We start from the raw sequence: 25,448 nt of genomic DNA on the forward strand, positions 1-25,448 counted from the left end.
GAAACCCTCTTTTTCATTTTTTTGCAGTAATTATTCTTATGCCATTACTTCTTAATCAACGTGAAATGGTATTGGGACTAACCAGATAGTTATTCCTTTTGATGGTATTATTTTACGCTAATGAATTGACCAGTTTCAGCAGAAACGATTGCATTCGTGCCTTGTTCATCAACAAATTCATAAGCTGGTACAATGTTTCCATCAACTACACTATAGCAAGGATTTACAGCTACAAAATTAACTGTTCCACTCTTTAATTGACTTGAGATTTCGCTTACTGCATTTGTTAAAGCTCTATTTACAGGCATAATTTTAGTTTCTGTCATGGCTTCATTAGATGCTACTTGGAAATCACTCCACATTTCTGAAACATGGACGATTTCTTCTCCATTAATAAGTAAGGAAACATGATCCGTAGCTCCATTTGAGCGAATATTTAAACCATCAATATGTCTAGCATATCTTACAATATAGCCTACTGTCATAGCTTCATTATCATCTACAGTTGCTTCTACAGCAGAAACATAATCCAAAGTAATGTCTTTATCACTATAACCATTATCTTGTAACCATGCCTCAGCTATTTCTTCAGCTTTACTCTGTGATGTGGTTACTTTTTCAAGAAATACTTCATTTGCTTTAACAGGTGCTGCTGCAGAAGCAAAATCCATAGATGCCATTCTATTTCTATTATTAGCAGGAGATATAGTAATCGCTTTATCACTATTAAACTGATCTTCAAATGTTCTTTCGTCCATTAATAGATCTTGTGATACTTTAACATTTTCTTTTATCATTTCACCATGTAATCCTGCAACTCTCACTTGATTAGCACTAGCATAACTTCTGCTCGGAGCATATGTAACAATACTATTTCCTTCTCTTACATAGGCACACCAACGATCATTTAAAGAAGATATTGGTGAGTTAGCATAGTACCAAGAATAGAGATAACTATAGCCCTGACCTAAATAATAACCAGTCCAATCAGCAACAGTGTCATCTGTTCCATCATAGGAATTATTGGTATAACCCATTATATTTTTTGCTGTTGAACCAAACATACTTTTCCATGTTGTATCACGTAAAGTTAAACAAGTAGCAATGATTACATTTTCAGCTCGAACAGTTGCATCACTTGCACTATATGTATAATCAGCAGTACTGATTGTACCTACACCACCATGTCCTGTATGGTAAATGGTTTTAATACTACTATCTTGAAGGTAATCTCTCAAACTGTAATAGGATACATTTGTATCTACCGTATCTCTAATATAACCTATGTATTCTAATCTATTGGCAAAGATATACATGTCTTCATCATCAAGATTATCATATACAGCCGTAATAATATACTTATCCGAAGCTGCTCTACTCTCGACAGTTGTCGCTATGACGGTGGTACCAAATACCATGGATAACATCAATACCATGGATAATAATTTACTTGTTAATTTTCTTTTGGTTTTCATAAAAATTTTCCTCCTATTAGTCCTTTATTTGTTTTATAATTTCTATTTTGTAGACACTAACTTGTCCAATAATAGACAACTTGTGCCTTTCTGTAGGCATACAGATGCTGATTGATATGTAATGATGTATGGTCAAGTGGTTCATCATATAGCACTTTGCTATAAATGCTTACCACAAAGAAACAATATCTTAAACGAACATATATTGACAGTCAGACGTAATCGTATATTAATTCAGCATCATATAGTAATAATTGAGTCATAATAGTCTAATATATTAAACTAACTATATTTTAACACTATTTTAATTAAAAATCAATATTTTTAATTTTTTTATAATATTTTTATTATAAACTAAAATAAATAATATTTTAACAATCTTAGTTTTCTGTTCGATTACTAGTATGCTTTCATAGAACTATCTTTATAAAAATTCACAAAAAAAGAGCTATCCTTAACTAACCCTATGACGGTTAAATATAGGCTAACTCAATAATGTTTTTTTATTGTTTCGATTTATTCAATCAAAACCCATCCTATAGCTCAATCAAAATAGCTAAACCATGTGCTATTGACCTCCTATAAAGGATTCAGGTATGTTATATGGGCATCATACTTTCATATAGACGATAAAAGGCTTCTAAAGCTAAGATAATCTCTTTCTTTTCACCTTCTGCAGCCAGATCACCATCATCCACATAATCATTAATACCGTCCTTTACATCTGCTTCATAACGGACCACATTATTCAAGATACTGGCTACATGCACTTCTCTAAGATTGCCTAATGTATAGAGTGTAGCCGTCTCCATATCGGAGCCCAGTACCTTTTTACTGTTCCAATAGGTCATACGTTCCAATTCATCATCAATATAGAACGAATCATGGCTTCTAGCAATCCCAAGATACGTGCGATAACCAAGTTCTTTACTGGTATCATCAATGGCTCTTATCAGGTCATAGGATGCCACAGCCGGATAGTTCTCTTTCACATACATACGGGATGCACCGTCTTCCCTAACTGCTGCTGTTGGGATAATCAAATCACCAATATCAATATAGGCCTGACATGCACCTGCACTACCAATACGGATAAAATACTTTGCACCGCATGCCACTAACTCTTCTAGAGCAATGGTTGCCGATGCACCACCTATACCTGTAGAAGTGACCGTTATGGGCATATCTTTATAGGTCCCTTTTATGGTGCGAAACTCTCGATTATAAGCAATTTCTTCCCAGCTGTCCAAAAATCCAGCTACCCGCAGAACCCGTTCTGGGTCTCCTGGCAAAAGTACCATCTTATCAATATCTTCCTCGGTACATAGTATATGAGGCTGTTTCATCATGATCCCTCCCTAGAATTTTAATATGGTTTCTAATAATGCTTCGGATAATGTGGGATGCACGTATAAGCTTTCACGTATCTCAGAGAGGGTTACTTTCTTGTCTATGAGAAGTCCCAATGAACCAACCAACTCAGATACGTTGTCACCATACATCCATATACCTAATACATGCCCCTCATGATCCAATAATACTTTTAAGAAGTCTTCATCATGTCTTTTATTATAACCTCGCCACGTATCTTTAAAATAAGTCTTTTCCACGTGGTAAGGTATATTTTTCTGAATCAATTCCCATTCTTGATAGCCTGCTCCTGCAATTTCACCAACTGTAAAAATAGCTCTTGGTAAGCTTTGATAATGCTGAGGCACGCTATCACCATTATCAATGGTTTTAACTACGAGACTTCCTTGTGAGATGGCTACATGGGCCATACCTAATAGGCCATTAATATCACCTATAGCATAGATATTGTCAACATTGGTTTGCAGACGCTCATTCACAAGGATTTTTTCTTGATCTGTATTCACCCCTATAGAAGTTAGCCCCTTAGGGAAATTAGGCTTTCGAAAGCCTGTTACAAGGATTTTATCACCATTTAAAACCTGGCCATCTTCTAAAGTAACCTGACCGCAACCATGGTGAACATTGGCTTTTACTACACCTATACCTTTTATGAATCGAACACCTCTTTTAACTAAATCTTCTTCAAGAGGCTTAATCAAATCTTTATCATTTCCTAGTAGTATGGTATCTTCTTTTTCGATAACCGTTACGTTGGAGTCAAGGTAAGTAAAGAGTGAAGCAAATTCAATCCCTTCCACATTGCCGCCTACAATAATGAGCTCTTTTGGTAACGCCTGAAGCCCAATAGCTTCCTCATGAGAAATGATTGTGTCATGGTCAAGGTGTATGTCCATGATACCCGTTGGGGATGTGCCCGTGGCAATCACCATGTTTTTAGCTTCCAGGGTTTCATGTCCCACTCGGTAATGATACCTGTCCACACATTCACCGTCGCCAAAGAAAATATCCACATGGAGGTCTTCTAGGCTCTGTTTTATTTTCGATTCAACATTTTCCATATCCATGGTTGTTTTTTGAAAAATGTCCCCATATACCTTTGATTGATCAACAGTTATCCCCAAGTCTTCTCGAACATCTTCTATTTTTTTAACCCGATCAAGCATATATTTTACGGGTAAACAGCCCCATCTAAAGCCTGTCCCACCTAACGTATGCTTTTCCACAATTGCCACTTGTTTACCTAGCCTTGCGGCACTGACCGCACAGTAATAACCCGCTGGTCCAGAACCAATGACTATAATATCATACATGTTGTCCATTCCTTTCAGTTTGGTTTGTCCAATAGATAAGTTATGTGCCTAGCCCATGAACTGTACCCTATATCGGCTTAAGCTTCTTGCAGATAATCCAATACCAACTGTGTAAGGGTTGCCGATGCATCTTTTAAGATGGTTTCATCAATATTGAAAGTAGAACTATGCAGTGGCGATGTAATACCTTTTTCCTCGTTATACGTACCTACAATGAAGAATGACCCTGGAATATTATCTAATAAATATGTAAAATCTTCTCCACCCATGGTGGGTTTATCAATCTGGATCACATGCTCTTGCCCCATGACTTTGATGGCTGCGTCTTCAACAACTTTCGTCAATCCATGGTCATTAAATAACGATGGGTAGTAGGGTATGAAGTCGAATGTATAGGTAGCACCATAAGCATCCGTTATACCCTTAATGACTCTTTCCATCATATGAGGTATATCTTCTCGCAATTGTTTATCATGGGTTCTTACTGTTCCTTCCATGGTGACTTCTGCAGGGATAATATTATAAGAAGTACCTGCGTTGATTTTTGCCGTTGTAATCACTAAAGGTTCTGTAGGGGATACCACCCTTGATACGATATTTTGTAAACCTAACTGCACTTGGCATGCAACAGTTATGGGGTCAATACATTTATCCGGTTGGGCCCCATGGCCGCCTTTCCCTTTGATAATTAATTTAAAACAGTCCGGTGCAGCGCATAAAGCACCGTAGCGAACACCTATCTTCCCTGCATCCATGGTTGGCCATACATGAAAACCAATGGCTGCATCCACCTTTGGATTGTCCAGTGCACCATCTTCATACATTTTGAGTGCACCACCTCCCAGCTCTTCTGCTGGTTGGAATAAAAATTTGACATTACCATGCAGCTGCTCCTTATAATCTGCCAAAATCATAGCTGCACCAAGTAACCATGTGGTATGGGCATCATGTGCGCAAGCATGCATCAAGCCTTCATGTTTTGACCGATAGGGTACATCATTTTCCTCTTCAATGGGTAAGCAATCCATATCTGCTCTTAAAAGAATGGTTTTCCCTGGGTGCTTTCCACGCAAGGTCCCTATAACACCGCTTATACCTACCTGCTTCCTAACTTCCATGCCTAGTTTTTGCAGTTCATCAGCCACCAAATCAGCTGTACGCTCTACTTCAAATCCAATCTCTGGATGGGCATGTATATCACGTCTTATGTCAATTAAACGTGCTTCAATGTCTTTGGCTTTTTCTCGTATATTATCTGTCATAGCCTCTGTACTCCTTATCACATTATCCATGTATCACCGATAATTGCTTATTATTATATCAGATACCAAACGCGAATCTTGTCTATTCTTAGCTCAAGTTATAGACTGTATCGTCTTATATAATCTTCTTATAAATCTTCTTATGAGTCTTCTTATATAACTCTTGTAAATACTCTATTTATTTCATTTAATACCCTTGGGCTTTTCCCCAATAGGTCATATTTAATGTCTAAGTAACGATGGCTTAATGGTCAAGGATTTTATTAAATCATACCATCCTATTATAGAAGCCTCTACGATAACATTGTATTTATTTTAGAAACTGGTCTAACTCATTTTTATAAGGCAGTGAGGTCTGAGCCCCTAACTTGGTGGTGACCAACGCACCTACTGCATTGGAAAACCTCAGTGCCGATTCCATATCATCTGATTCAATCATCTTAATGGCTAGGGCTGCATTGAAGGCATCACCTGCGGCAGTACTATCAATGGCATTTACCTTGAACGACCCTGCTTTATACGAATTCTCTTGATCAACAAACATACTGCCCTGTTCACCTAGTGTGACAACAACACTGTTAGCACCACGTGTAATCAGCTCTCTAGCCCCTTCTATGATATCCTCTTTACCGGAGATTTTCATTAATTCTGTTTCATTGGGTGTGATCACATCCACATATTGGAATATCTCATCTGGAAAGGTCTTTGCTGGTGCAGGGTTAAAGATGACCTTCACGTTATTCTGGGCTGCTACCTTAACAGCTTCCATCACCGTATCCATGGGAATCTCCAACTGAACCATTAAGCAATCAGCAGACTTAATCAAAGCTTCATGCTGTTTGACCCAGTCTATTCCAAGATTTGCATTGGCGCCAGGGTAAACCACAATGGTATTATCACCATTATCAGCCACATTAATCATGGCTACACCACTTGCCCCTTCTACCGAGTGAACACCTTCTGTGTGAATACCCTCACGGTCCAAATTATCTCTTAATTCCACACCAATACCATCATCACCAACGGCTCCAATCATGATGACTTCTGCTCCTAAACGAGCGGCCGCTACGGCTTGATTAGCCCCTTTACCACCAAATACAGTGGTAAAAGATTTGGCGGATATGGTTTCACCTAACTTAGGCAACGCTTCTGTCTTTAACACATAATCCATGTTAATACTACCTACTACCACTATTTTCATTATGCATGTAACCTCCTGTTTAAAAGACTAATTTTGTACCGCCTTTTCCACGTCCTATAATGTCTTTAGCACGACCTTTAACTTCTCTAAGAACCTCTCCTTGATTGAACCTTAACTGACCATCACGCTTGACAAATTGACCATCAACCATGGTATGCAGCACATTGTTTGCATTGGAACTATATAAAATACTTGTTATGGGATTATACACAGGCATGGTCTGAACACTACCTAAATCCCATACCACAAGATCAGCTGCATAGCCTTCTTCAATATGCCCGCTATTAAAAGATAGGGCATCATGACCTTTCATTAACATTTTCCACATGTCTTTTACCGTATACATCTGGGGATTACTTGTCATGAATTTTCCTATTAAGCCAAAAAACATGGCTTGCTCAACAGGTCTTATGGAATTAGAACTGGCTGCACCATCTGTACCAACAGCTAAGGGTAATGCCTTATAGTATTTCCATAAATTACCGTATCCCATACCTAATTTCATGTATGTCTTCGGACATGCTGCAATGGTCACACGGTCATTGATATAGTCAAGGTCCTCCTCTTGAATCCATAATGCATGCCCAAGAATAGCTGGTATATCAAAACCACCCAGCTCTGCTATGAGCTTAATAGGCGTCTCTGAATAAGGGCAATCCTTCACCTGTGCCTCTGTCTCTGACACATGAATGTGCATACCCACCTGCAAATCCTTAGCCCGATCAAATACTTTCTTCAATTGCTTATCGTTACATGTATAAGGTGAATGAGGTCCCATACGCATATGTAAACGACCATGGTTTCCATTATAAGCCTCAATAAGCTGGCTCACCTGCTCCACTTGCTCATCAAAACCATCATTCATCCCAAATAGCGTAGGTGCAATATCCCCTCGAATACCCGTATCCAATACCGCCTTAGCCAGCATCTCCGCATGAAAATAATGATCTGCAAAAGCCGTAACACCATGATTAAGCATCTCTAAAATAGCTAACATGGAACCATAATACACATCCTCTTCCACAAGCTTACTCTCATAAGGCCATATCTCCTCATTAAACCACGCATCCGGACTCACATCTTCCGCAATCCCTCTAAAAATATGCATGGGTGAATGAGCATGTAAATTCACCAAACCAGGGGATACAAAATAAGATGAACAATCGATCACTTCTTTCACATCATCTAATGGCCTATCGCTTACCTTTGCAATTCTACCATCTTTCACATAAATATATTTCCCGGTCAATAATTCACCATCATAGGTGATAACATGTGCATTGTTCAACCCAATATCATACTTCATACTGACTGATCATTCCTTCCAAAATAGCTAAGAACTTCTCATTATCTGACTTCACACCCACATGAATATTCGGCTCATTATCCGTTACACGAAAAACATCCACCACCGTCTTACCTCTTGTTAACGCACTCCTCAGCTCAACATCCACATAATAATGCTCTGTCTCAAGGACACTGCTATCAATAAGAGCCGCTGCCGCAAGAGGGTCATGCATCACACCACCACGCCTATTAAAAGGATTCTCTCTATCAATGGTATAATCAATTAACTTAGCCACAACCTTAGCAGGCTCACTGTTCAAGGCATGAAGACGTCTATTCTCTTCCCTGGTCACAATGGTCTCATGGGTCACATCCAACCCAGCCATCACCATATGAATACCCGAATCAAACACAATCTTAGCCGCCTCTGGGTCCGCATAAATATTAAACTCAGCCGCCGCCGTAACATTACCAAGATTCATAGCACCACCCATAAACACAATACTATCAATCTTCTCCTTAAGCTCCGGATACTTCAGCAACCCAATGGCAAGATTCGTCATAGGCCCCAAAGCCAATATCTTCAACCGCCCACCTGCAAGCATAGCCTCCTCATAAATGGTCTCCACCGCATCCTTCTCATAAAAATCCATCTTAGGCTCCGGCAACCGCACATTACCAAGCCCCGTCTTCCCATGAACAACCTCCGCCGTTACCAGCTCTCTCACAATGGGCTTCTTCGCACCAACAGCCACCTTCACATCTTTCCCCGACAACTCCACAATCTTCAACGCATTAACCGAAGCCTTCTCAATACCCACATTACCACCAACAGCCGTCAACGCCCTCACATCCAGCTCCTCACAAGCCAAACACATCAATATCGCCGTCAAATCATCCGTACCCGGATCCGTATCAATAATTACCGGTATCTTACTCATCTCACAACTGCCTCCTTATGTCTAAACTCAAATTTAACATGCACTATCGTTTCTATCTATACTTTACTAATCCTAATCTTATCATCCTTACAACCAACCTAGCACTTAGACAAGCACTCTACTAGCCCAACCAACGTACCCCAGCAGGTCTATCTATCTATAAAACAAGCGACTTTTAAATATTTCCTAGAAAACCTTAGTGAGTATCCTAATCTTTTCCGTTAAGAACCTTAAATGTCTGACCATCGGGAGTTTTAAGGTTTAGGAAAATATTAGGATACGAACTTAGTTTTTCTTGAAATATTTAACATGAGCTGTTTTATTGATAGATAACCCTGCGCCGTCTTGCACTAACCAAACATCTAGACTACTATAACCAACGTACCCTAGCAGGTCTATCTATCTAAAACATCTCACTAGCCCAACTAACGTAGCCTAGCAAGTATATCTATCTATAAATAAAGTGACCTTTAACAATTCCTTAGAAAATCTTAGTGAGCATCATCATCTTTTCCGTTAAGAACCTTAAGTGTCTGACCATCGGGAGTTTTAAGGTTTAGGAAAATATGTTGATGCGAACTTAGTTTTTCTTGGAATTGTTAACGGAAGCTGTTTTATTGATAGATATACTTGCGCAGTCTTGCACTAGCCAAATACTTTGCTAACACCTAGCTATACTTCTCCAACGTCTCACACAACAACGCAATAAACCTCTCCCTATCCAAATCCATCACCACATTCACATTCTTCTCTCTACCACTCATATCATAATAATCCACCACCGTAGCACCAACCGTCAACTCCCCAACCGTATCAATGGCCACATGATGTTTCCTTACCGTAAAAATCTCCCGATTCAACACATAAGCCACCGCACACACATCATGTAACGGCGGTCCTTCAAAAGGAAAATTAGGATTCATATGAAATATTGCAAAATAATCCAATAACTCAGCCACCAACGTACTCGCCTTATTCCCAATACCACGAATACGCTCTGTCTCATCCTTCATCACCTGAGCACGATGGGTCACATCCAATCCACACATGGTCACGGGAATACCCGAATTATACACAATATCAGCAGCCTCTGGATCCACTAAAATATTAAACTCCGCAGCAGGTGTCCAGTTACCTCCAAAACAAGCACCACCCATTAACACAATCTCTTCAATCCGGTCTTTTACCTCTGGATGGGCTAATAGCAAATGACCTATATTTGTTAACGGCCCTGTCGGAATAAGGGTCACCTTTTCCTCAGACTCGCTTATAATCTTAACCATCAGCTCCGTAGCTGTCTTTTCACTCTTATCAAAACTTGGTTCTGGTAACTCTGGTCCTTCTAAACCGCTCTCACCATGGACCTCAGCCGCCGTAATCAAGTCACGCATTAATGGCTGCGTTGCACCTTGAGCCACTTCCTTCTCAATACCCAGATAACTCAATACACGAAGGGCATTATTCAGTGTCTTGTCCCCTGTTTGATTACCTGCAACCGTCGTTATACCTTTTACATCCAAATCATCACTACCCAATGCTAACAATAATGCAATGGCATCATCATGGCCTGGGTCACAATCAATAATTACTGGTCTTGCCATCTTTATCCTCCTATATGTGGTCAATCTACCTCTTTAGCATGTACCATTCGTGGTTATATTATTTCTAATGCCCGAGTCCTTATCGGGATAAGACATATCTCTTATTGGTATTTTATCATGAATCTTACAACAAGTAAACCGGTTAAGTTAATCTTTAAAACAATCATGTATAGAAAAATAAAGCCTATGTATCAGCCTAGCTTTGCTAAACCAATACATCTGCTTTATGACCATTATTTCACTTAAGGTTAATCCTGTATAATCGCTGCATGTATCTTATTTATTTGGATTAACCATCCTTTACAACATTATTTTATATTCTTCTTCTTTAATTTTCTAATTCTGGACTTTTTACTGGAAGCATAGATCGCTAATCCAAATAGCGTCGCAATGTATGGGATCATCTGAATAAACTCTGCTGGAACCCTTAAGGACTGAAGGTTGTTGGAAAGGGCATCTGCAAGACCAAAGAATAAGGATGTCAGCAATGTACCTATTGGTGTTGCACCACCCATGGCTTCTGCTGCCAATGCGATAAACCCACGTCCAGCTGTCATGTTCCTTGCAAACCAGGATACATAACCCATGGACATATACGCCCCACCAAGACCAGCTAACACACCACTCATGGTAAGCGCAATGTATTTAATTTTCTTAACGCTTATACCCACGGAATCAGCCGCATGCTCATTCTCGCCAACGGCTCTAATCTGCAATCCAAGAGGTGTCTTGTAGAGCAAAATAAAGATCAAAAGAACCGCTAAAAAAGCAATATAAGTGAGTACGTTGTGACCTGAAATGATTGGGCCAAGAACGGGTATATGTTCAATTAATGGAATGTCCCATGTTGGTAATACCTTACTGTTAAGGGATGATGATATCCCTTTGTCTTTTGCTACAACATAGAGTAAGAATATGGTACCACCACTTGCCATTAAGTTCAGAGCGATACCTGACAAGATAATATTTGTTTTTAAATTCAGTGCGAAATAGGCTAATAGAAGACCTACAAGAGCACCTATTACAATGGCTCCTAACAAACCAAGCCAAGCGCTGCCTGTCCATGCGCTCACAATAACACCTGTCAACGCTGATGTTAACATAATACCTTCAAGGGCTATGTTAATAACACCTGCTTTATCAGAAATCAATGCACCAAGAGCGGCAAATAATATTGGTGTGGTTACCCTAAGAACTGCGTATCCAAATGTTACCGAAAAGATAATACCGAATAGTTCACCCATGTTATTTTGCCCCCTTTATGCTCATATTCTGCTTAGCTTCTTTGTAAATAAGTTTATGTTTGTATTTGGATAAGAAACTATCAGCAACAATAAGTACGATGATGACACCTTGAATAATCGCTACCACTTCACTCTGTACATCTGTTGAACGTGCCATCTGGTCGGCGCCAACCCGTAAATAGGCCAGGAATAAAGCGCCTATTGGCACCAAGGCTGGGTTATTACGGGCAAGTATGGCTACAATAACACCGTCCCATCCATATCCAGGAGAAGCCTGCCATGAAAAACGTTTGTACATACCAAGTACCTCTGTTGCCCCACCCATGCCGGCAATGAAACCGCCGATTACTTGGGCAAGAATAATGATCTTAGCTGTATTAATACCGGAATACTCCGCAAATCTTTTATTTTCACCTGTAACACGTATAGCATAACCCCACTTTGTTTGGTATAAGAAATAATAACAAAGTATGATCATCACAATCACAATGATTAAGCCAAAATGCACCCGTGTTTTGGGAATCAGACGCATCAAGTTAGCTGCTTTTGGGAACTTGTAAGAATACATAGCCCCTGCATTTGGGTCTCTAAAATGATAGTTAAGTAAGTACATGCCAATGAAGAATGCAATGTAATTCAGCATCAACGATGATACAAGCTCTGTTGCACCCCATCTTACTTTTAAGATAGCTGGAATACAGAGAACAATAGCCCCTGCTACACCACCTAGTAAAATCGCTACTGTTGGGTGAATACCTGCTGGTAACGTCACCTGGATAGCTACAATCATGGCGATGATTGCACCAATAAAAAAACCACCTTCAGCACCTAAGTTAAATTGCTTCGCTTTAAACATAATGCTGATGGCAAGACCTGTAAAGGTTAATGGTATAGCCAATTCAATCACATTACCAAAATGTCTTACACTATCGATAGGACCGTATAAAAATTCTTTTAGGGCTTCTAACGGTTGACTACTCACTGAAAATATAAGTATTAATGCTATCGCCAATGCAATAAGGATAGCAAGACTCGTACGAATAGCTTCAAATTTTAGATTCCTACGCATAGATAACCCTCCTAACCTCTTCTGGCGATTGTTTCTTAATACCTAACATATAAAGACCTAATTCCTCTTCTGTAAGGGTTTTGGTGTCTTCAAAATAAGCAACAATTTCACCACCATACATGACAATTAAACTATCACTAAGTTCCATGACTTCATTCAAGTCAGCAGAAACTAAGAGAATGGAACTACCTTCGTCTCGCAGTTCAACAAGACGTTTACGAATGAACTCTGTAGCACCCACATCAATACCACGGGTTGGCTGATTAGCTATCAGCAGTTTAGGGTTGTTGGAGAATTCTCTTGCTACAACAACTTTCTGTATATTACCACCTGAAAGCATCCGTACCTTTTGATCCGGCGAGTCACATTTGACACGATATTCTTTGGATAATTTGGCAGCTCTATCTTTAATACGTTTCATCCGAAGAAGTATACCGCCATTTAATTCTTTTGAATCATAACTATCGGATATGACATTTTGTTCAATACTCATATCACCTGCAACACCATAAGTCATACGATCTTCGGGTACATGAGATGTACCTAAGTTTCTAATGTCTTTGATGGTTTTATGGGTGATTTCTTGTCCAGTAATTGTGATACTGCCTGAAGTAGGCCGCTGTAAGCCTGTAATGGATTGCACCAATTCACTCTGTCCATTACCTTCTACACCAGCAATACCAAGAATTTCACCTTTTCTAACACTAAATGAAATGCCCTTTAAGGCTGTTTTTCCTAATTCATTCACGTATTTTAAATCTTTTACATTAAGGATGGCTTCTTTTGGGTCGGCCTCGTCTTTTTCAACACGCAAAACAACATCACGACCAACCATTAAACGGGAGATATCTTCTTCCGTTACATCACTTGTATCATGAACACCCATACTTTTACCATTTCGCATAACTGTAATCCGGTCACATAATTCTTTGACCTCATTGAGTTTATGGGAAATAAAGATAATGGTATGGCCTTTGTCTTTTAGTAATTTAAGCTCTTTAAAGAGCTCAGTCGTCTCCTGAGGAGTAAGTACAGCCGTAGGTTCATCTAAGATTAAAATCTTAGCACCTCGAAGTAACGCTTTAAGTATTTCCACTTTTTGTTTAATACCAACTGGTATATCTTCAACTTTTGCTTTTGGGTCAACATGTAGATTGTATTTCTCAGCAAGTTCCTCTGTGATACGAACAGCTTCTTCCATGTTAATGAAGATACCTTTTTTAGGCTCCACACCGAGTACCATATTCTCTGCAACGGTTAAAGAAGGAACTAGCATAAAGTGCTGGTGGACCATGCCAATACCGTGGTCAATGGCAACTGTTGGCGATGTAAGATGAATTTCTTTTCCTCTTAAAGTAATACGACCTTCTTCAGGCGTAAGAAGTCCGAAAAGAATCTTCATGAGTGTTGATTTTCCTGCACCATTCTCGCCACATACAGCATGAATTTCTCCTTCTCTAATAGAGAAGTTGACACCATCATTCGCCACTATACCACTTGGATAAACTTTTGTGATGTTCTCCATTTTGAGTAGTTCGTTTTGCATTTTATTATCACTCCATTAGATTATAATTGAGCGAATTTCATATAAGGGGCGTAGGTTAGATGAGCCCCTAAGAAATTCTATGATGTCTTAAGTAAAGGGTACGTTTTATGACAAATCAAAAAGCGCACCCTTCGTTATATATTGCTTAAGGTTTAACTTTGTTTCTGATCTCGTTAAGAGCGTCTGTATCCAATCCCATAGCTGTTGTTACTTTGATATCACCATTGATAATTTTTGCTTCAATGTCTTTTAACTCTGTTAACAAATCAGCTGGTACAAGAGGATTACCTTCTACAAAACCAATTGCTTTTTCTTTGAATCCAAGAATTTCTTCTTTACCATAAGGTGTTGTGCCTTCCATGTGCATTTCAATGGAACGAAGTAATGCTTGGTCAACTCTTTTTAATACAGATGTTAAGATAAGCTTTGCTTTTTCTTGATCATCTGGGAATAAGGCTACTTGGTCAGAGTCTACACCAATGGCATATTTGTCCACTTCTTTAGCCGCATCAAGTTGTCCAAGACCTGCTTGTCCAGCAACGTTAAAGCCAATATCCACACCACTATTGTATTGAGCAAGACATAACTCTTTTGCTTTAGCAGAGTCTTCAAAACCACCAATATAAGAGATTGCAACTTTCATATCTGGGTCTGCATATTGAGCACCTTCAATGTAACCTACTAAGAAGTCATTAATAACTGGAATATCCATGCCACCTAAGAAACCAATTTTCTTATCTTCATTGGTTCTTTCCATACCAGAAGTTGTTACACGTGATGCCAGTACACCTGCAATAAATGCACCTTCATTTTGCTTGAAGTTAATGGAGTATACGTTGGAGTAATCATCTGCAGTATAATCAACAGCTGAATCAAAGATGACATACTTCTTATCTGGGTATTCAAGAGCTACTTCAGATAAATGCTCAACCATTTGCCATGTACCAACGATAATGATATCCCAATCTGCATCAGATACATCCTGTAGGGTTGGTAACCATTTACTTGGGTCATAGTTCATTTCAATTGTTTTGGTCTCAACTTTGTCACCAAATTTTTGTTCTGCTAATTTCATACCGTTGTCAGCTGAATCAAAGAAAGATTTGTCACCAAGTGTTCCGTTGATGAGTAAAGCTACTTTTAAAACGTCTTCATTATCACCAGTATCTGTGCCGGTATCTGGTGTGTCTGTACCTGTGTCTGGCGTTTCTGTACCTGTGTCAGGCTTGTCTGTATCATCTTGTTTCTCACCACATCCAGTAAGAATCATAGACAATGTCATTGCAAGTGCTAAAATTAGGATTAATGATTTTTTCATCATTGTGTCCCCCTTTGTTTTAATTTTTGTTATAAATTGTCATTTTCAGCAATTTAGAGTTACATTATACACCAAGCATTTGACATTTACAAGAATGAAACATCAGTTCTTAGTGTCATATTTCTAGGCTTTCTGGGCATTGCGGCAACTAGATACTGTCCACTCAGAAAGCTCATGAATATCGATGTTTTCCATGGTACGCACATAGGTGACGATGTTATCGTCAAAAGGCTCGGTCCATTTTGAGGCGATTTTATCTTGACCAACCATGATGCCCAGTGCTGTCATAATCTGTGCTGCATTACAATCAACATCGACACCTTCCATGGCTATGATGTGAAGGGTTTTGTCAAAATCACCATTACCAAACCACAAAGCAACCACTTCTGCTGCTGCGTTTGGATAAGCATGAATCCAATTGTACCTTTCATACTTCTTCTCGCAGATACGCCAAGCTTCTTCCCAGTTATGTGCTTTTTCACACTGTTCAAGAGCGAATGTCACAACGGTATAATATTCACTATCGTCTGGGATCATGCTTATTGTATCTTTAAGCAGTTCTCTTACATCTGTTCTTGTGAAGGATAATGCAACTAAGATGGCATTAAACACTTCACCAATAATACCATTATTATAGTGGGATATCTGCCCATCTATCCATGCTAGCCTTGCAGCTTCTCTTGGATTACCAGGTGCAACCATACCACATATTGCGCCTCGCATCTGAGCACCAATCCACTCACAATAGGGGTTACCGTATACACCGCTTTCAGGTGGGTATATACCGTAACGAATATTTCGTAGGGCTACTTCTTCTGCCGACCAGCCAGCAGGGATTAGACCAATCCATTCATGGGCAATATCAACGGAGGTTAGTTCCTTTCCTTTCTTCGCATAAGCTTTTAAAAAAGCTAGCTCAAAAGTGATATCATCATTTAATGTATTAGGTTTTCTCACATAATCGTGAATCTCACCAAATACCTTACGTAAGTTATCCGTTGTATAACCTTCAATGGCTGTTCCTAAGGCACCACCAATGAGTTGTGCCCGCCACCCTACTAATATTTTGTCTTCAAAGTCCTTGGAATATACATCCACCGACTCTGGTTTTAGAAAAGTAACAGCTTCTTCATATTGTTTCCAAGTTGTGTAAGGTTTATAATGCCAATAAGAGGATGCTTCATCTTTCACACTGTGAAGGATTTGATGATACAGTTTGGATGTCAATTGGTGAAGTGTAACCATATCATTAGCTTCCAATGCCTTTAAACCTTCGTCAACAATTGCTTCATAACCTTCTACAAGATAACCTCTATTTTCCATGGCTTGGACACCAGCTATAATAATGCGCTCTGGCGCAGCAGAACCAGGTACGTTACTTCCCCATAGAAGTTTTATCTTATCATCTTCTGCTTTTCCCACCTCAGCCATTACATCCCATTCTTGTTCCTCTTCTTCAAGAATTGTTGGTATGGCTGATTGAATCAGCTCTTTTTCCATTTCCCAAGCTTTCACGATGTTTTTCCTCCTGTTTACATGCTTCTACCATACCTCCATGGTATCTTTTAGATGCATTAACTGATCACGGTTAACATATATCTTTCCTTTTCGAACGCTGACCAGACCTTGCTCTTTTAGCTTTGTGACATTACGCCCAACGGTTTTCACACTTAAACCAAGAATATCCGCTATCTCTTGTCGTTTCATTTTAATGTTAACCACTTGACCAGTATCCATTTCACGATTAACATATTCCATAATAAAGCGTTTAATCATGTGAGCAGCTGGAAAGTAGTTGGAGTACCCTTGATAACCTGACGTATAACACAAACGATTAGCTAACCGCTTAGCAATAATCATGGTAATGTAGCTGTCTTTTTCTGTCCACGCTATAAAATCTTTTATTGGAACTCGTAGTACCATACAGTCTGTTCTTGCCCGGTTGGTCACAATTGCTCGGGTTTCATCTGCTAATGCTTCCATTTCACCAATAAAATCAATGGCTTTATTGGTGTCAAATACATAGATACTCCCGTTGGCAAATTCATTAATAACATCCAACTCACCTTGACACAGAATATCCACATACTTAATCTCGTCACCTTTTCCAATAACAGTACTGCCTTTTTTCATACGTTTTAACACACAACGGTCTTGTATTTCTTTTGGCATACCATTAAGCATTTTCTTAAGACTAGGTTGGCTTTCTATCAGCTCTTGTAATAACATGTATCACACACTCCATATTAGTTTATCCTATCTTTTATGAAAAATGTTTATAATGACTAAATTATTTCTTGTAATGGAAATGAAATGTAGAACTATTTTGTATTTACATTCTCTATTTTAGGAAATTTGTTTATTTTCATTTCTATTATTTGCATAAATTCGTATTTAATTCACAATGAACTTGTTCCTATTATAGCGAAATCATCTTTCATAAAAAAGGACACATGTCCGATTTTTAAATATCTTCTTTAACATATTTTTGTAATGGGTCCATGTTGAATCATCTAGCTTCATTTCTTATCTATCTTAACTCTATGATGTTTTTATTAAATCCAAATAAAGTGAATCACTATGCCATTGCCAGCCTATGCAATTGTTTAGTCATTCACTTTCATTTCTGATTCAGTATTCACTTTATTATTTTCATATTTGAAGAAAGTATCGCACCTATTTCCTTACCCTACTAATTGTCACATATTTCCATTGAAGATGCAAGCTCTAAATTATTACTTGTGATGATAGGTCACGTCTTGTATAACCTATAAGCGTTGGTTTACCAACTATTCCCGACGAGGTAATGAACACGTTCAACCGTTACACATAACCGCCTGCTCTGAAGATTTCTTAGTTCATCCCTTCCCATACATTCGATGTGTTTATTCCATATTATATTTCCTTGACCCTCTAGGCATCTCTGCAATATATTAATTCTACATATAATTACCTCATTAAAGTGTTTAAGTGCTATATAATGGGTTATGCTGGATTATAGCTTAACCCATTATATAATCTTTAAACCACTTTAAACGACCATCTCATCATGTTTATGCTTTATCAATCCCTTATAGGTTTTACTAAGCTAAAACATAACCTGCCTGGAATGCTTTGATATTCACCTCAACGGTCTTAGGTGGTACGGTTTGCTTAATGGCTTCTTCCCAAGTCTGTACGTCCACATCCATGTTTTTAGCTAATAAACCTAATAATACGGTATTTACCACTCGGAAATTACCAATCTTTCGGGCTTCTGCAAGAGCGTCGGCGACAATGACTTTATTTTCATTTTGTTGTAGTTGTTCGATGACATCATCTGGGTACTTGTCAGCACCAATAATCACAGGCATAGGATCAATTTCTTGGGTATTGACAATGATGATACCGTCTTTCTTTAAATAATGACGCCATCTAAGGGCTTCCATCTTCTCAAAAGCAAGAATCACATCGGCTTTTCCTACTTCAACCAGTGGTGAATACACTTTCTTACCATAACGAATATGGGTTACAACGCTTCCGCCACGCTGGGACATACCATGAACTTCTGATAATTTGACATCATAGCCAGAATGGATGGCTAAATTCCCAAGTATACGACTGGTTAATAGTGTGCCTTGTCCCCCTACACCTACAACTAATATATTCTTCGTTTTCATGTTTATTGAGCCTCCTTCACAATAGCACCGAACTTACATATTTTTGCACATAAGCCGCAACCACTACATAAGGTGTCGTTAATGAACATCTTATTGTCTTGCTTTGAAATAGCTGGACATCCAATGCGCATACACATTCCACAGTTTTTACATGTATCTAGGTCAATGCGGTATGGGATACGTTTTGTTTTCCTATCTAATAATTCACAAGGTGCACTTGCGATGATGACTGAAGGTTCTTCTTTTGCTGTTTCTTCTTTGACCGCTAACTCTACTTCTTCTGGCTTAAATGGGTTCACCACCCGCACATTGGTAATGCCTATGCTCATAGCAAGGTCAACAAGGTTAAGCACATGGGTCGCTTCTCCTTTTAATGTACGACCTGTTGCTGGGTTATCTTGATGCCCTGTCATACCTGTTGTGGAGTTATCAAGAATGATAACGGTGGATATACCTTTGTTATATACAATGTCCACTAACCCTGTGATGCCAGAGTGAACAAATGTGGAGTCACCGATAATACCTACCCAATCTTTGATAAATTCTTTTCCACGTGCTTTTTCGATACCGTGTAACATACTCACACTCGCACCCATGCAGACACAAGTATCAATACCTTCTAATGGCGGAAGTGCGCCAAGTGTATAACATCCAATATCCCCTGTGGCATGTTTCTTTAATTTATGCAGGATATAGTAAACACCTCGATGTGGGCAACCTGGGCACATCACAGGAGGTCTTACTGGTAATTGCTTCGGCGTATCCAAACCCAATGAATTCTTGGCAATCCTTTCTTCTAACAGGTTCGCGCTGTATTCGCCTTGAACGGTTAAAATCTCTTTACCAAGTACATCTATCCCCCAAGATTTTATTTGTTCTTCAAAGATGGGCTCTAACTCTTCAACAATGTATAATTGATCCACTTTCTTAGCAAAATCTTCAATGAGCTGTTTAGGCAATGGGTGAACCATCCCTAATTTAAGAACGGAGGCACCCGGCAACACTTCTTTTACATATTGGTAAGGTACGCCACTTGTAATGACACCAATGGATGTATCCCCCATCTCTACTGTATTAACAGCACAGTGATTGGCATCTTCTGCCATTTGATGCATGCGCTTCTCAACAACCACGTGTCTAACCCTAGCCATGGCTGGCATCATAACATTCTTTTTAAAGTCTTTATGATAGGGTTTTAATGGAACATCTTTCCGATCATGGATCTCCACAATACTTTGGGAATGTGAAATACGTGTAGTCAATCTCACGAAAACTGGTGTGTCATATTTCTCACTCATGTCAAAAGCTTCTTTTACAAATTCTTTTGCTTCGTGGCTATCAGAAGGCTCAAGCATTGGAATGTGAGCTGACCGAGCATAGTAGCGGCTATCTTGTTCATTCTGTGAACTGTGCATACCCGGGTCATCAGCTACAAGAATAACTAACCCTCCATTAACACCTGTATAAGCTACTGTGAATAATGGATCTGCAGCAACATTTACCCCAACATGTTTCATGGCCACCATGGTTCTTGCACCACTAACAGAAGAACCAATACCTACCTCTAATGCCACTTTTTCATTGGGTGACCACTGAGCGTATATGTCATCATATGTTGCTACAAATTCAGTAATCTCAGTACTTGGTGTTCCAGGATATGCAACAGCGACAGTAGCACCTGCTTCATATGCGCCTCTGGCAACAGCTTCATTACCAAGCATAAGTCTCTTGTTCCCCATATCTTATCAATCCTTTCGTTAATTGTAAGTAACTTGTATAAGCGTGGCATCATTAATAGTACATATCTTGATGACAATCTATGCACAATTAATAATGACACATTAAGCGAGAGAGTTAATACAGCACTTGTCGTGCCAGAACATTCAACTATAATTCTATTTTAACAGGTATTGCTCGTTTCGTCTATTGTTGTTTTACCGTCTGTGTAACTTTAATGTGATAAACTTATATAAAAATAATGCGCTAAAAATTAGCGCATGATGTTGGGTTAAGATATGTTTACATGTATGATATACCTATGGGTAAAATACCAAATGATGGTATGACGTTACGTGTAGTAGTACATTTAGTCAATGTTAAAGTCTAGGTTCTTTAATCGATAATAGAAATTGCCATGATGGGCTCGAAAATGCAGTACGGTATAGTCAGGATCCCCAATCCCTTTTTTGTAATATCTTTCACAACCTTCAAACCATAGTTTTTCCCGATAAAAATCATCCTGAATAACTTCAATCTCCCCAACCAGCATCAATCCCATGAAACTTTGCTCATCCATATAATAAACACAGGTCTTGGGGTTTTTCATAATATCAGCTACACGCTTAGATGAGGTATTTGTACTAAACCATATATCCTTCAACCCCTCAGAATGGAGATTTAGCATGGCTTTTATATTGGGATACCCCTTCTGATCTGTTGTACCTAACATAGCGATCTTAGCATTTTTCACAATCTCTAATGATTTTCCAATTGCAAATTCCTTATCCATTTTTTTGCCCTCCTACTTCTTGATGTTTGATGACAAGTCAGTCAACGGCAGCATGCTGTAAAACGTCATCACCGCATTAGTACATTCAACCCTAGTAATTATGTTATTCTAAAACCTAATTGACAAATCATATGGATATCATCTGCTATCTTATTGCCAATGGTCGTCAAATAATTCCCAACTAATGCTGCATTAACGCCTGCTTTAAAACCTTTTTCTTGGTACTCCTCTAGAGCCATACGCCCTCCAGCATAACGTATATAGGATTTTGGCAGGATCAATCGATAAATAGCCATGGTGCGCAAGATGTCCTCTGGTGCAGGCATCTCATTATCGCCATAAGGTGTCCCTGCTACTGGATGAAGCACATTGAGAGGGACGGAGCTTATGCCCAGTTCTCTGAGATCAAAAGCCATATCCATACGATCTTCCAATGTCTCTCCTATACCCATAATACCACCTGAGCAAACAGCTAGTCCAGCATTTTGTGCATTTTTTATGGTTGCAACACGGTCATCATATGTATGTGTGGTACAGACTTCTCTGTAGTAGCGTCGACTGGTTTCCAGGTTATGATGATACGTTGTAACTCCTGCTTCTTTTAATCGAATGGCTTGTTCCACATGCAGAATACCTAAAGAAGCACATAAGCGTAGATTCGGTAACTTGGCATGGAGGGCCTCATAGATTTCAATGATCTGATCAAAATCTTTTCCTGTTAAACCTTTCCCACTGGTTACCAGTGAAAAATGATGGACGCCATAGCGGCTATTTTCTTCGGCTCGTTTAATGGCCTCCTCTTTGGAAATTAAAGGATATTCTTGGATACCGGTTTTATAATGGATGGATTGGGCACAATATTTACAATCCTCGCTGCATCTACCAGACTTAGCATTCATGATGGTACAGAGGTCCACTTTGTTACCCATATAATGCTCTCTTACAGCATTAGCTCCTTCAAATAACTTATCCGAGTTCCATGATTGATATATCTGGGAGGCTTCTTCCTTGGTTAGGCTATAGTCGTTTATAATGTCATGAATAATGTTTTTCATGCTGTTATCTCCTCTCTCTACTAGTGATGCGGTCATATATACGATGTTCAAGACTGACTCTCATTATAGGTAAGGCATTTACTTTTGTCAACCAAAACCTAATCCATGGTTAACACACCATCAACCTATCTCAAAAGGACTCATGTTGAGCTTAGCCTGTTGTCTACCTGAGCCTTACATATGTGTGTACTATATAAATACTACATTTTTTTAATTTTGTATTTGACACACAGACATTAATTCACTATACTTAAATTAAATGATCAAGGTAAATGGCATCATCATTTATGCTGTTTTTTGAAAGGAGATACACCTCTTGATAACGACAATAGATAAGAAAACCATGCATGCTTTAGTAAAAAAAACGCCTGAAAAAGGTTTATGGATTGAAGACGTACCGATTCCCCAAGTTGGTAGTACCGATGTGATGATTAAAATCATGAAAACCTCCATATGTGGTACCGATGTACATATCTATAATTGGGATAAATGGGCCAGCGAAACCATTCCTACACCTATGGTGATCGGTCATGAGTTTGTTGGAAGAATTGTAGGTTTTGGAGATCATGTAAAGGGCTTTCATGTGGGTGATTTGGTTTCTGGAGAAGGTCACATAGTCTGTGGTCACTGCCGTAACTGTCTGGCTGGCAGACGCCATCTATGCATTAACACCAGTGGCGTTGGCGTGAACCGTTCCGGTGCTTTTGCAGAATATCTTGTGATCCCCTCAACCAATGTTTGGCATTGTGACGAAGGCATTGATACAGATATACTCAGCTGTTTTGATCCTCTTGGTAATGCTGTGCATACTGCTCTATCCTTTGACCTAGTGGGTGAAGATGTACTGATTACTGGTGCTGGACCTATTGGCATTATGGCATCTGCTGTAGCAAAAAAAGCTGGTGCTAGACACGTGGTCATTACAGATATTAATGACTATCGCTTGGATCTTGCTAAAAAAATGGGCGTTGTCACAGTAGATGTGACCAAACAAACCATCAAGCAGGTTATGGATGATTTAGGGATGAAAGAAGGTTTCGATGTGGGTCTTGAAATGTCGGGGAATGCTCTGGCATTTAATGATATGTTAGCTCATATGGAGCACGGTGGTAAAATTGCTATGCTGGGGATTCAAGGTCCTGATACCACCATTGATTGGAATAAAGTTGTCTTTAATGGCATAACCATTAAAGGTATCTATGGTCGCGAGATGTTTGAGACATGGTACAAAATGACATCCATGATTCAATCAGGACTTGATATCGCACCCATTATTACCCATCATTATCATTATACGGATTTTGAGAAAGGCTTTGACGTCATGAACTCTGGTAAATCCGGCAAAGTTGTTCTCACCTGGGAAGATTAGAGAAGAAAGGAAGGAAACATATGTTTAATTTTGCAAAAGAAATCTATGATGAGCAATTAAAGGATATAAAAGCAAGTGGTCTATGGAAAAAAGAACGTGTCGTTACAACACCTCAGAGTGGAACAATCAATACATTAGCTAAAGACCAAGTGCTTAATTTCTGTGCAAACAACTATCTTGGTTTAGCTTCTCACCCAGATGTCATTGACGCTGCAAAAGCCAGCTATGACCAATGGGGTTATGGCCTGTCCAGTGTGCGATTTATTGTGGGTACGCAACAGATTCATAAAGACCTTGAGAAAAAAATATCCGAATTTTTACAGACAGATGATACCATTCTTTATTCCTCAGCCTTTGATGCCAACGGTGGTTTATTCGAAACCATCTTAACAGCTGATGATGCCATCATCAGTGATGAACTTAACCATGCAAGCATTATCGATGGTGTACGTCTAAGTAAGGCTAAGCGCTATCGTTACCTCAATAATAACATGACAGACTTAGAAGAGAAACTTCGTGAAGCAGATGATAACGGCGCACGGATTAAGCTCATTGCAACAGACGGTGTCTTTTCCATGGATGGCATCATTGCTAATCTTCAAGGCATCTGTGATTTAGCAGAAAAGTATAACGCCATGGTCATGGTGGATGATAGCCATGCTACAGGTTTTGTAGGTGAGCATGGTCGTGGTACCCATGAATTCAGAGATGTGATGGGTCGGGTAGATATTATTACCAGTACACTGGGTAAGGCTCTTGGTGGAGCAAGCGGCGGATTCACCAGTGGTCGTCAAGAGATTATTGACCTCCTGCGTCAACGGTCAAGACCTTATTTATTCTCCAATACGTTGTCTCCTGCTATTACGGCTACATCCCTTAAAATCTTAGATATGCTGTCTTCATCCACTGCTCTTAGAGATAAATTAGAAGAAAACACCGTCTATTTCCGTGAAGGCATGCGTCAAGTTGGTTTCGACATACCTGAAGGCGAACACCCCATTGTACCCATCATGTTAGGTGATGCGGTGATTGCTCAGAAAATGGCTGAAAAGATGTTAGAAAAAGGCATCTATGTGATTGGTTTCTACTATCCAGTGGTACCAAAAGGCAAGGCTAGAATTAGAACTCAGATATCTGCTGTTCATAGTAAGGAAGATTTGGACCGAGCTATTCAAGCTTTTGCAGAAGCAAAAAATGAATTAGGCGTATAATTAAGCAAGGGATGTCA

Annotated in this window: 20 protein-coding genes; 2 read left to right on the top strand and 18 right to left on the bottom strand. The window is 39.2% G+C overall.

What is annotated here, in order from left to right:
• Positions 1–107: 107 nt before the first annotated feature.
• From HZI73_RS23305 to bioB, 18 genes are all read right to left on the bottom strand, one after another.
• On the bottom strand, positions 108–1,475 hold the full coding sequence (locus tag HZI73_RS23305) for a hypothetical protein (protein WP_212695735.1): 1,368 nt from the start codon (positions 1,473–1,475) through the stop codon (positions 108–110).
• 599 nt (positions 1,476–2,074) lie between these two features.
• Entirely contained in the window at positions 2,075–2,824 is a 750-nt protein-coding gene (locus tag HZI73_RS23310; protein ID WP_330619635.1) for a nucleoside phosphorylase, read from the bottom strand.
• A 9-nt stretch (positions 2,825–2,833) separates the two neighbouring features.
• Complete coding sequence (locus tag HZI73_RS23315) at positions 2,834–4,159, bottom strand: dihydrolipoyl dehydrogenase family protein (protein WP_212695736.1); 1,326 nt, start codon at positions 4,157–4,159, stop codon at positions 2,834–2,836.
• A 77-nt stretch (positions 4,160–4,236) separates the two neighbouring features.
• Positions 4,237–5,421, bottom strand: coding sequence for a M20 metallopeptidase family protein (locus HZI73_RS23320; RefSeq protein WP_212695737.1), 1,185 nt, complete (start codon positions 5,419–5,421; stop codon positions 4,237–4,239).
• Positions 5,422–5,731: 310 nt separating this feature from the next.
• On the bottom strand, positions 5,732–6,622 hold the full coding sequence (gene rbsK / locus HZI73_RS23325; RefSeq protein WP_212695738.1) for a ribokinase: 891 nt from the start codon (positions 6,620–6,622) through the stop codon (positions 5,732–5,734).
• Positions 6,623–6,641: 19 nt separating this feature from the next.
• On the bottom strand, positions 6,642–7,928 hold the full coding sequence (locus HZI73_RS23330; protein ID WP_212695739.1) for an amidohydrolase family protein: 1,287 nt from the start codon (positions 7,926–7,928) through the stop codon (positions 6,642–6,644).
• The gene (locus tag HZI73_RS23335; protein WP_212695740.1) at positions 7,918–8,850 is read right to left on the bottom strand and encodes a nucleoside hydrolase; all 933 of its coding nucleotides are present in this window, start codon (positions 8,848–8,850) and stop codon (positions 7,918–7,920) included. The genes HZI73_RS23330 and HZI73_RS23335 overlap by 11 nt, the downstream gene beginning before the upstream one ends.
• Positions 8,851–9,518: 668 nt before the next feature.
• Positions 9,519–10,451 (bottom strand): pyrimidine-specific ribonucleoside hydrolase RihA, encoded by a 933-nt coding sequence (gene rihA / locus HZI73_RS23340; RefSeq protein ID WP_212695741.1) that lies wholly within the window; start codon positions 10,449–10,451, stop codon positions 9,519–9,521.
• 308 nt (positions 10,452–10,759) lie between these two features.
• Positions 10,760–11,695 (bottom strand): ABC transporter permease, encoded by a 936-nt coding sequence (locus HZI73_RS23345; protein WP_212695742.1) that lies wholly within the window; start codon positions 11,693–11,695, stop codon positions 10,760–10,762.
• A gap of 1 nt (position 11,696) precedes the next feature.
• Complete coding sequence (locus HZI73_RS23350; protein ID WP_212695743.1) at positions 11,697–12,764, bottom strand: ABC transporter permease; 1,068 nt, start codon at positions 12,762–12,764, stop codon at positions 11,697–11,699.
• The gene (locus HZI73_RS23355; protein WP_212695744.1) at positions 12,757–14,310 is read right to left on the bottom strand and encodes an ABC transporter ATP-binding protein; all 1,554 of its coding nucleotides are present in this window, start codon (positions 14,308–14,310) and stop codon (positions 12,757–12,759) included. The genes HZI73_RS23350 and HZI73_RS23355 overlap by 8 nt, the downstream gene beginning before the upstream one ends.
• 145 nt (positions 14,311–14,455) lie before the next feature.
• On the bottom strand, positions 14,456–15,631 hold the full coding sequence (locus HZI73_RS23360; RefSeq protein ID WP_212695745.1) for a BMP family ABC transporter substrate-binding protein: 1,176 nt from the start codon (positions 15,629–15,631) through the stop codon (positions 14,456–14,458).
• Between the two features lie 120 nt (positions 15,632–15,751).
• Positions 15,752–17,143, bottom strand: coding sequence for an ADP-ribosylglycohydrolase family protein (locus HZI73_RS23365; RefSeq protein WP_246552264.1), 1,392 nt, complete (start codon positions 17,141–17,143; stop codon positions 15,752–15,754).
• Between the two features lie 27 nt (positions 17,144–17,170).
• Positions 17,171–17,857, bottom strand: coding sequence for a Crp/Fnr family transcriptional regulator (locus HZI73_RS23370; RefSeq protein WP_212695746.1), 687 nt, complete (start codon positions 17,855–17,857; stop codon positions 17,171–17,173).
• A gap of 854 nt (positions 17,858–18,711) precedes the next feature.
• The gene (locus HZI73_RS23375; RefSeq protein ID WP_212695747.1) at positions 18,712–19,287 is read right to left on the bottom strand and encodes an indolepyruvate oxidoreductase subunit beta; all 576 of its coding nucleotides are present in this window, start codon (positions 19,285–19,287) and stop codon (positions 18,712–18,714) included.
• Positions 19,288–19,289: 2 nt separating this feature from the next.
• Complete coding sequence (iorA, locus tag HZI73_RS23380) at positions 19,290–21,026, bottom strand: indolepyruvate ferredoxin oxidoreductase subunit alpha (RefSeq protein WP_212695748.1); 1,737 nt, start codon at positions 21,024–21,026, stop codon at positions 19,290–19,292.
• Positions 21,027–21,373: 347 nt separating this feature from the next.
• Positions 21,374–21,796, bottom strand: a complete 423-nt coding sequence (locus tag HZI73_RS23385) for a pyridoxamine 5'-phosphate oxidase family protein (protein WP_212695749.1) — start codon at positions 21,794–21,796, stop codon at positions 21,374–21,376.
• Between the two features lie 98 nt (positions 21,797–21,894).
• Complete coding sequence (gene bioB, locus HZI73_RS23390; RefSeq protein WP_212695750.1) at positions 21,895–22,851, bottom strand: biotin synthase BioB; 957 nt, start codon at positions 22,849–22,851, stop codon at positions 21,895–21,897.
• Positions 22,852–23,179: 328 nt separating this feature from the next.
• Here bioB and tdh point away from each other — a divergent pair, with 328 nt between their 5' ends.
• Together tdh and kbl are read left to right on the top strand one after the other, a co-directional pair.
• Positions 23,180–24,220, top strand: coding sequence for an L-threonine 3-dehydrogenase (gene tdh, locus HZI73_RS23395; protein WP_334300240.1), 1,041 nt, complete (start codon positions 23,180–23,182; stop codon positions 24,218–24,220).
• Between the two features lie 20 nt (positions 24,221–24,240).
• A complete protein-coding gene (kbl, locus tag HZI73_RS23400) occupies positions 24,241–25,431 on the top strand; it encodes a glycine C-acetyltransferase (protein ID WP_212695751.1) in 1,191 nt (396 codons plus the stop codon).
• The last annotated feature ends 17 nt before the right edge of the window (positions 25,432–25,448 follow it).

Source organism: Vallitalea pronyensis (assembly GCF_018141445.1).
Classification (GTDB): domain Bacteria; phylum Bacillota; class Clostridia; order Lachnospirales; family Vallitaleaceae; genus Vallitalea; species Vallitalea pronyensis.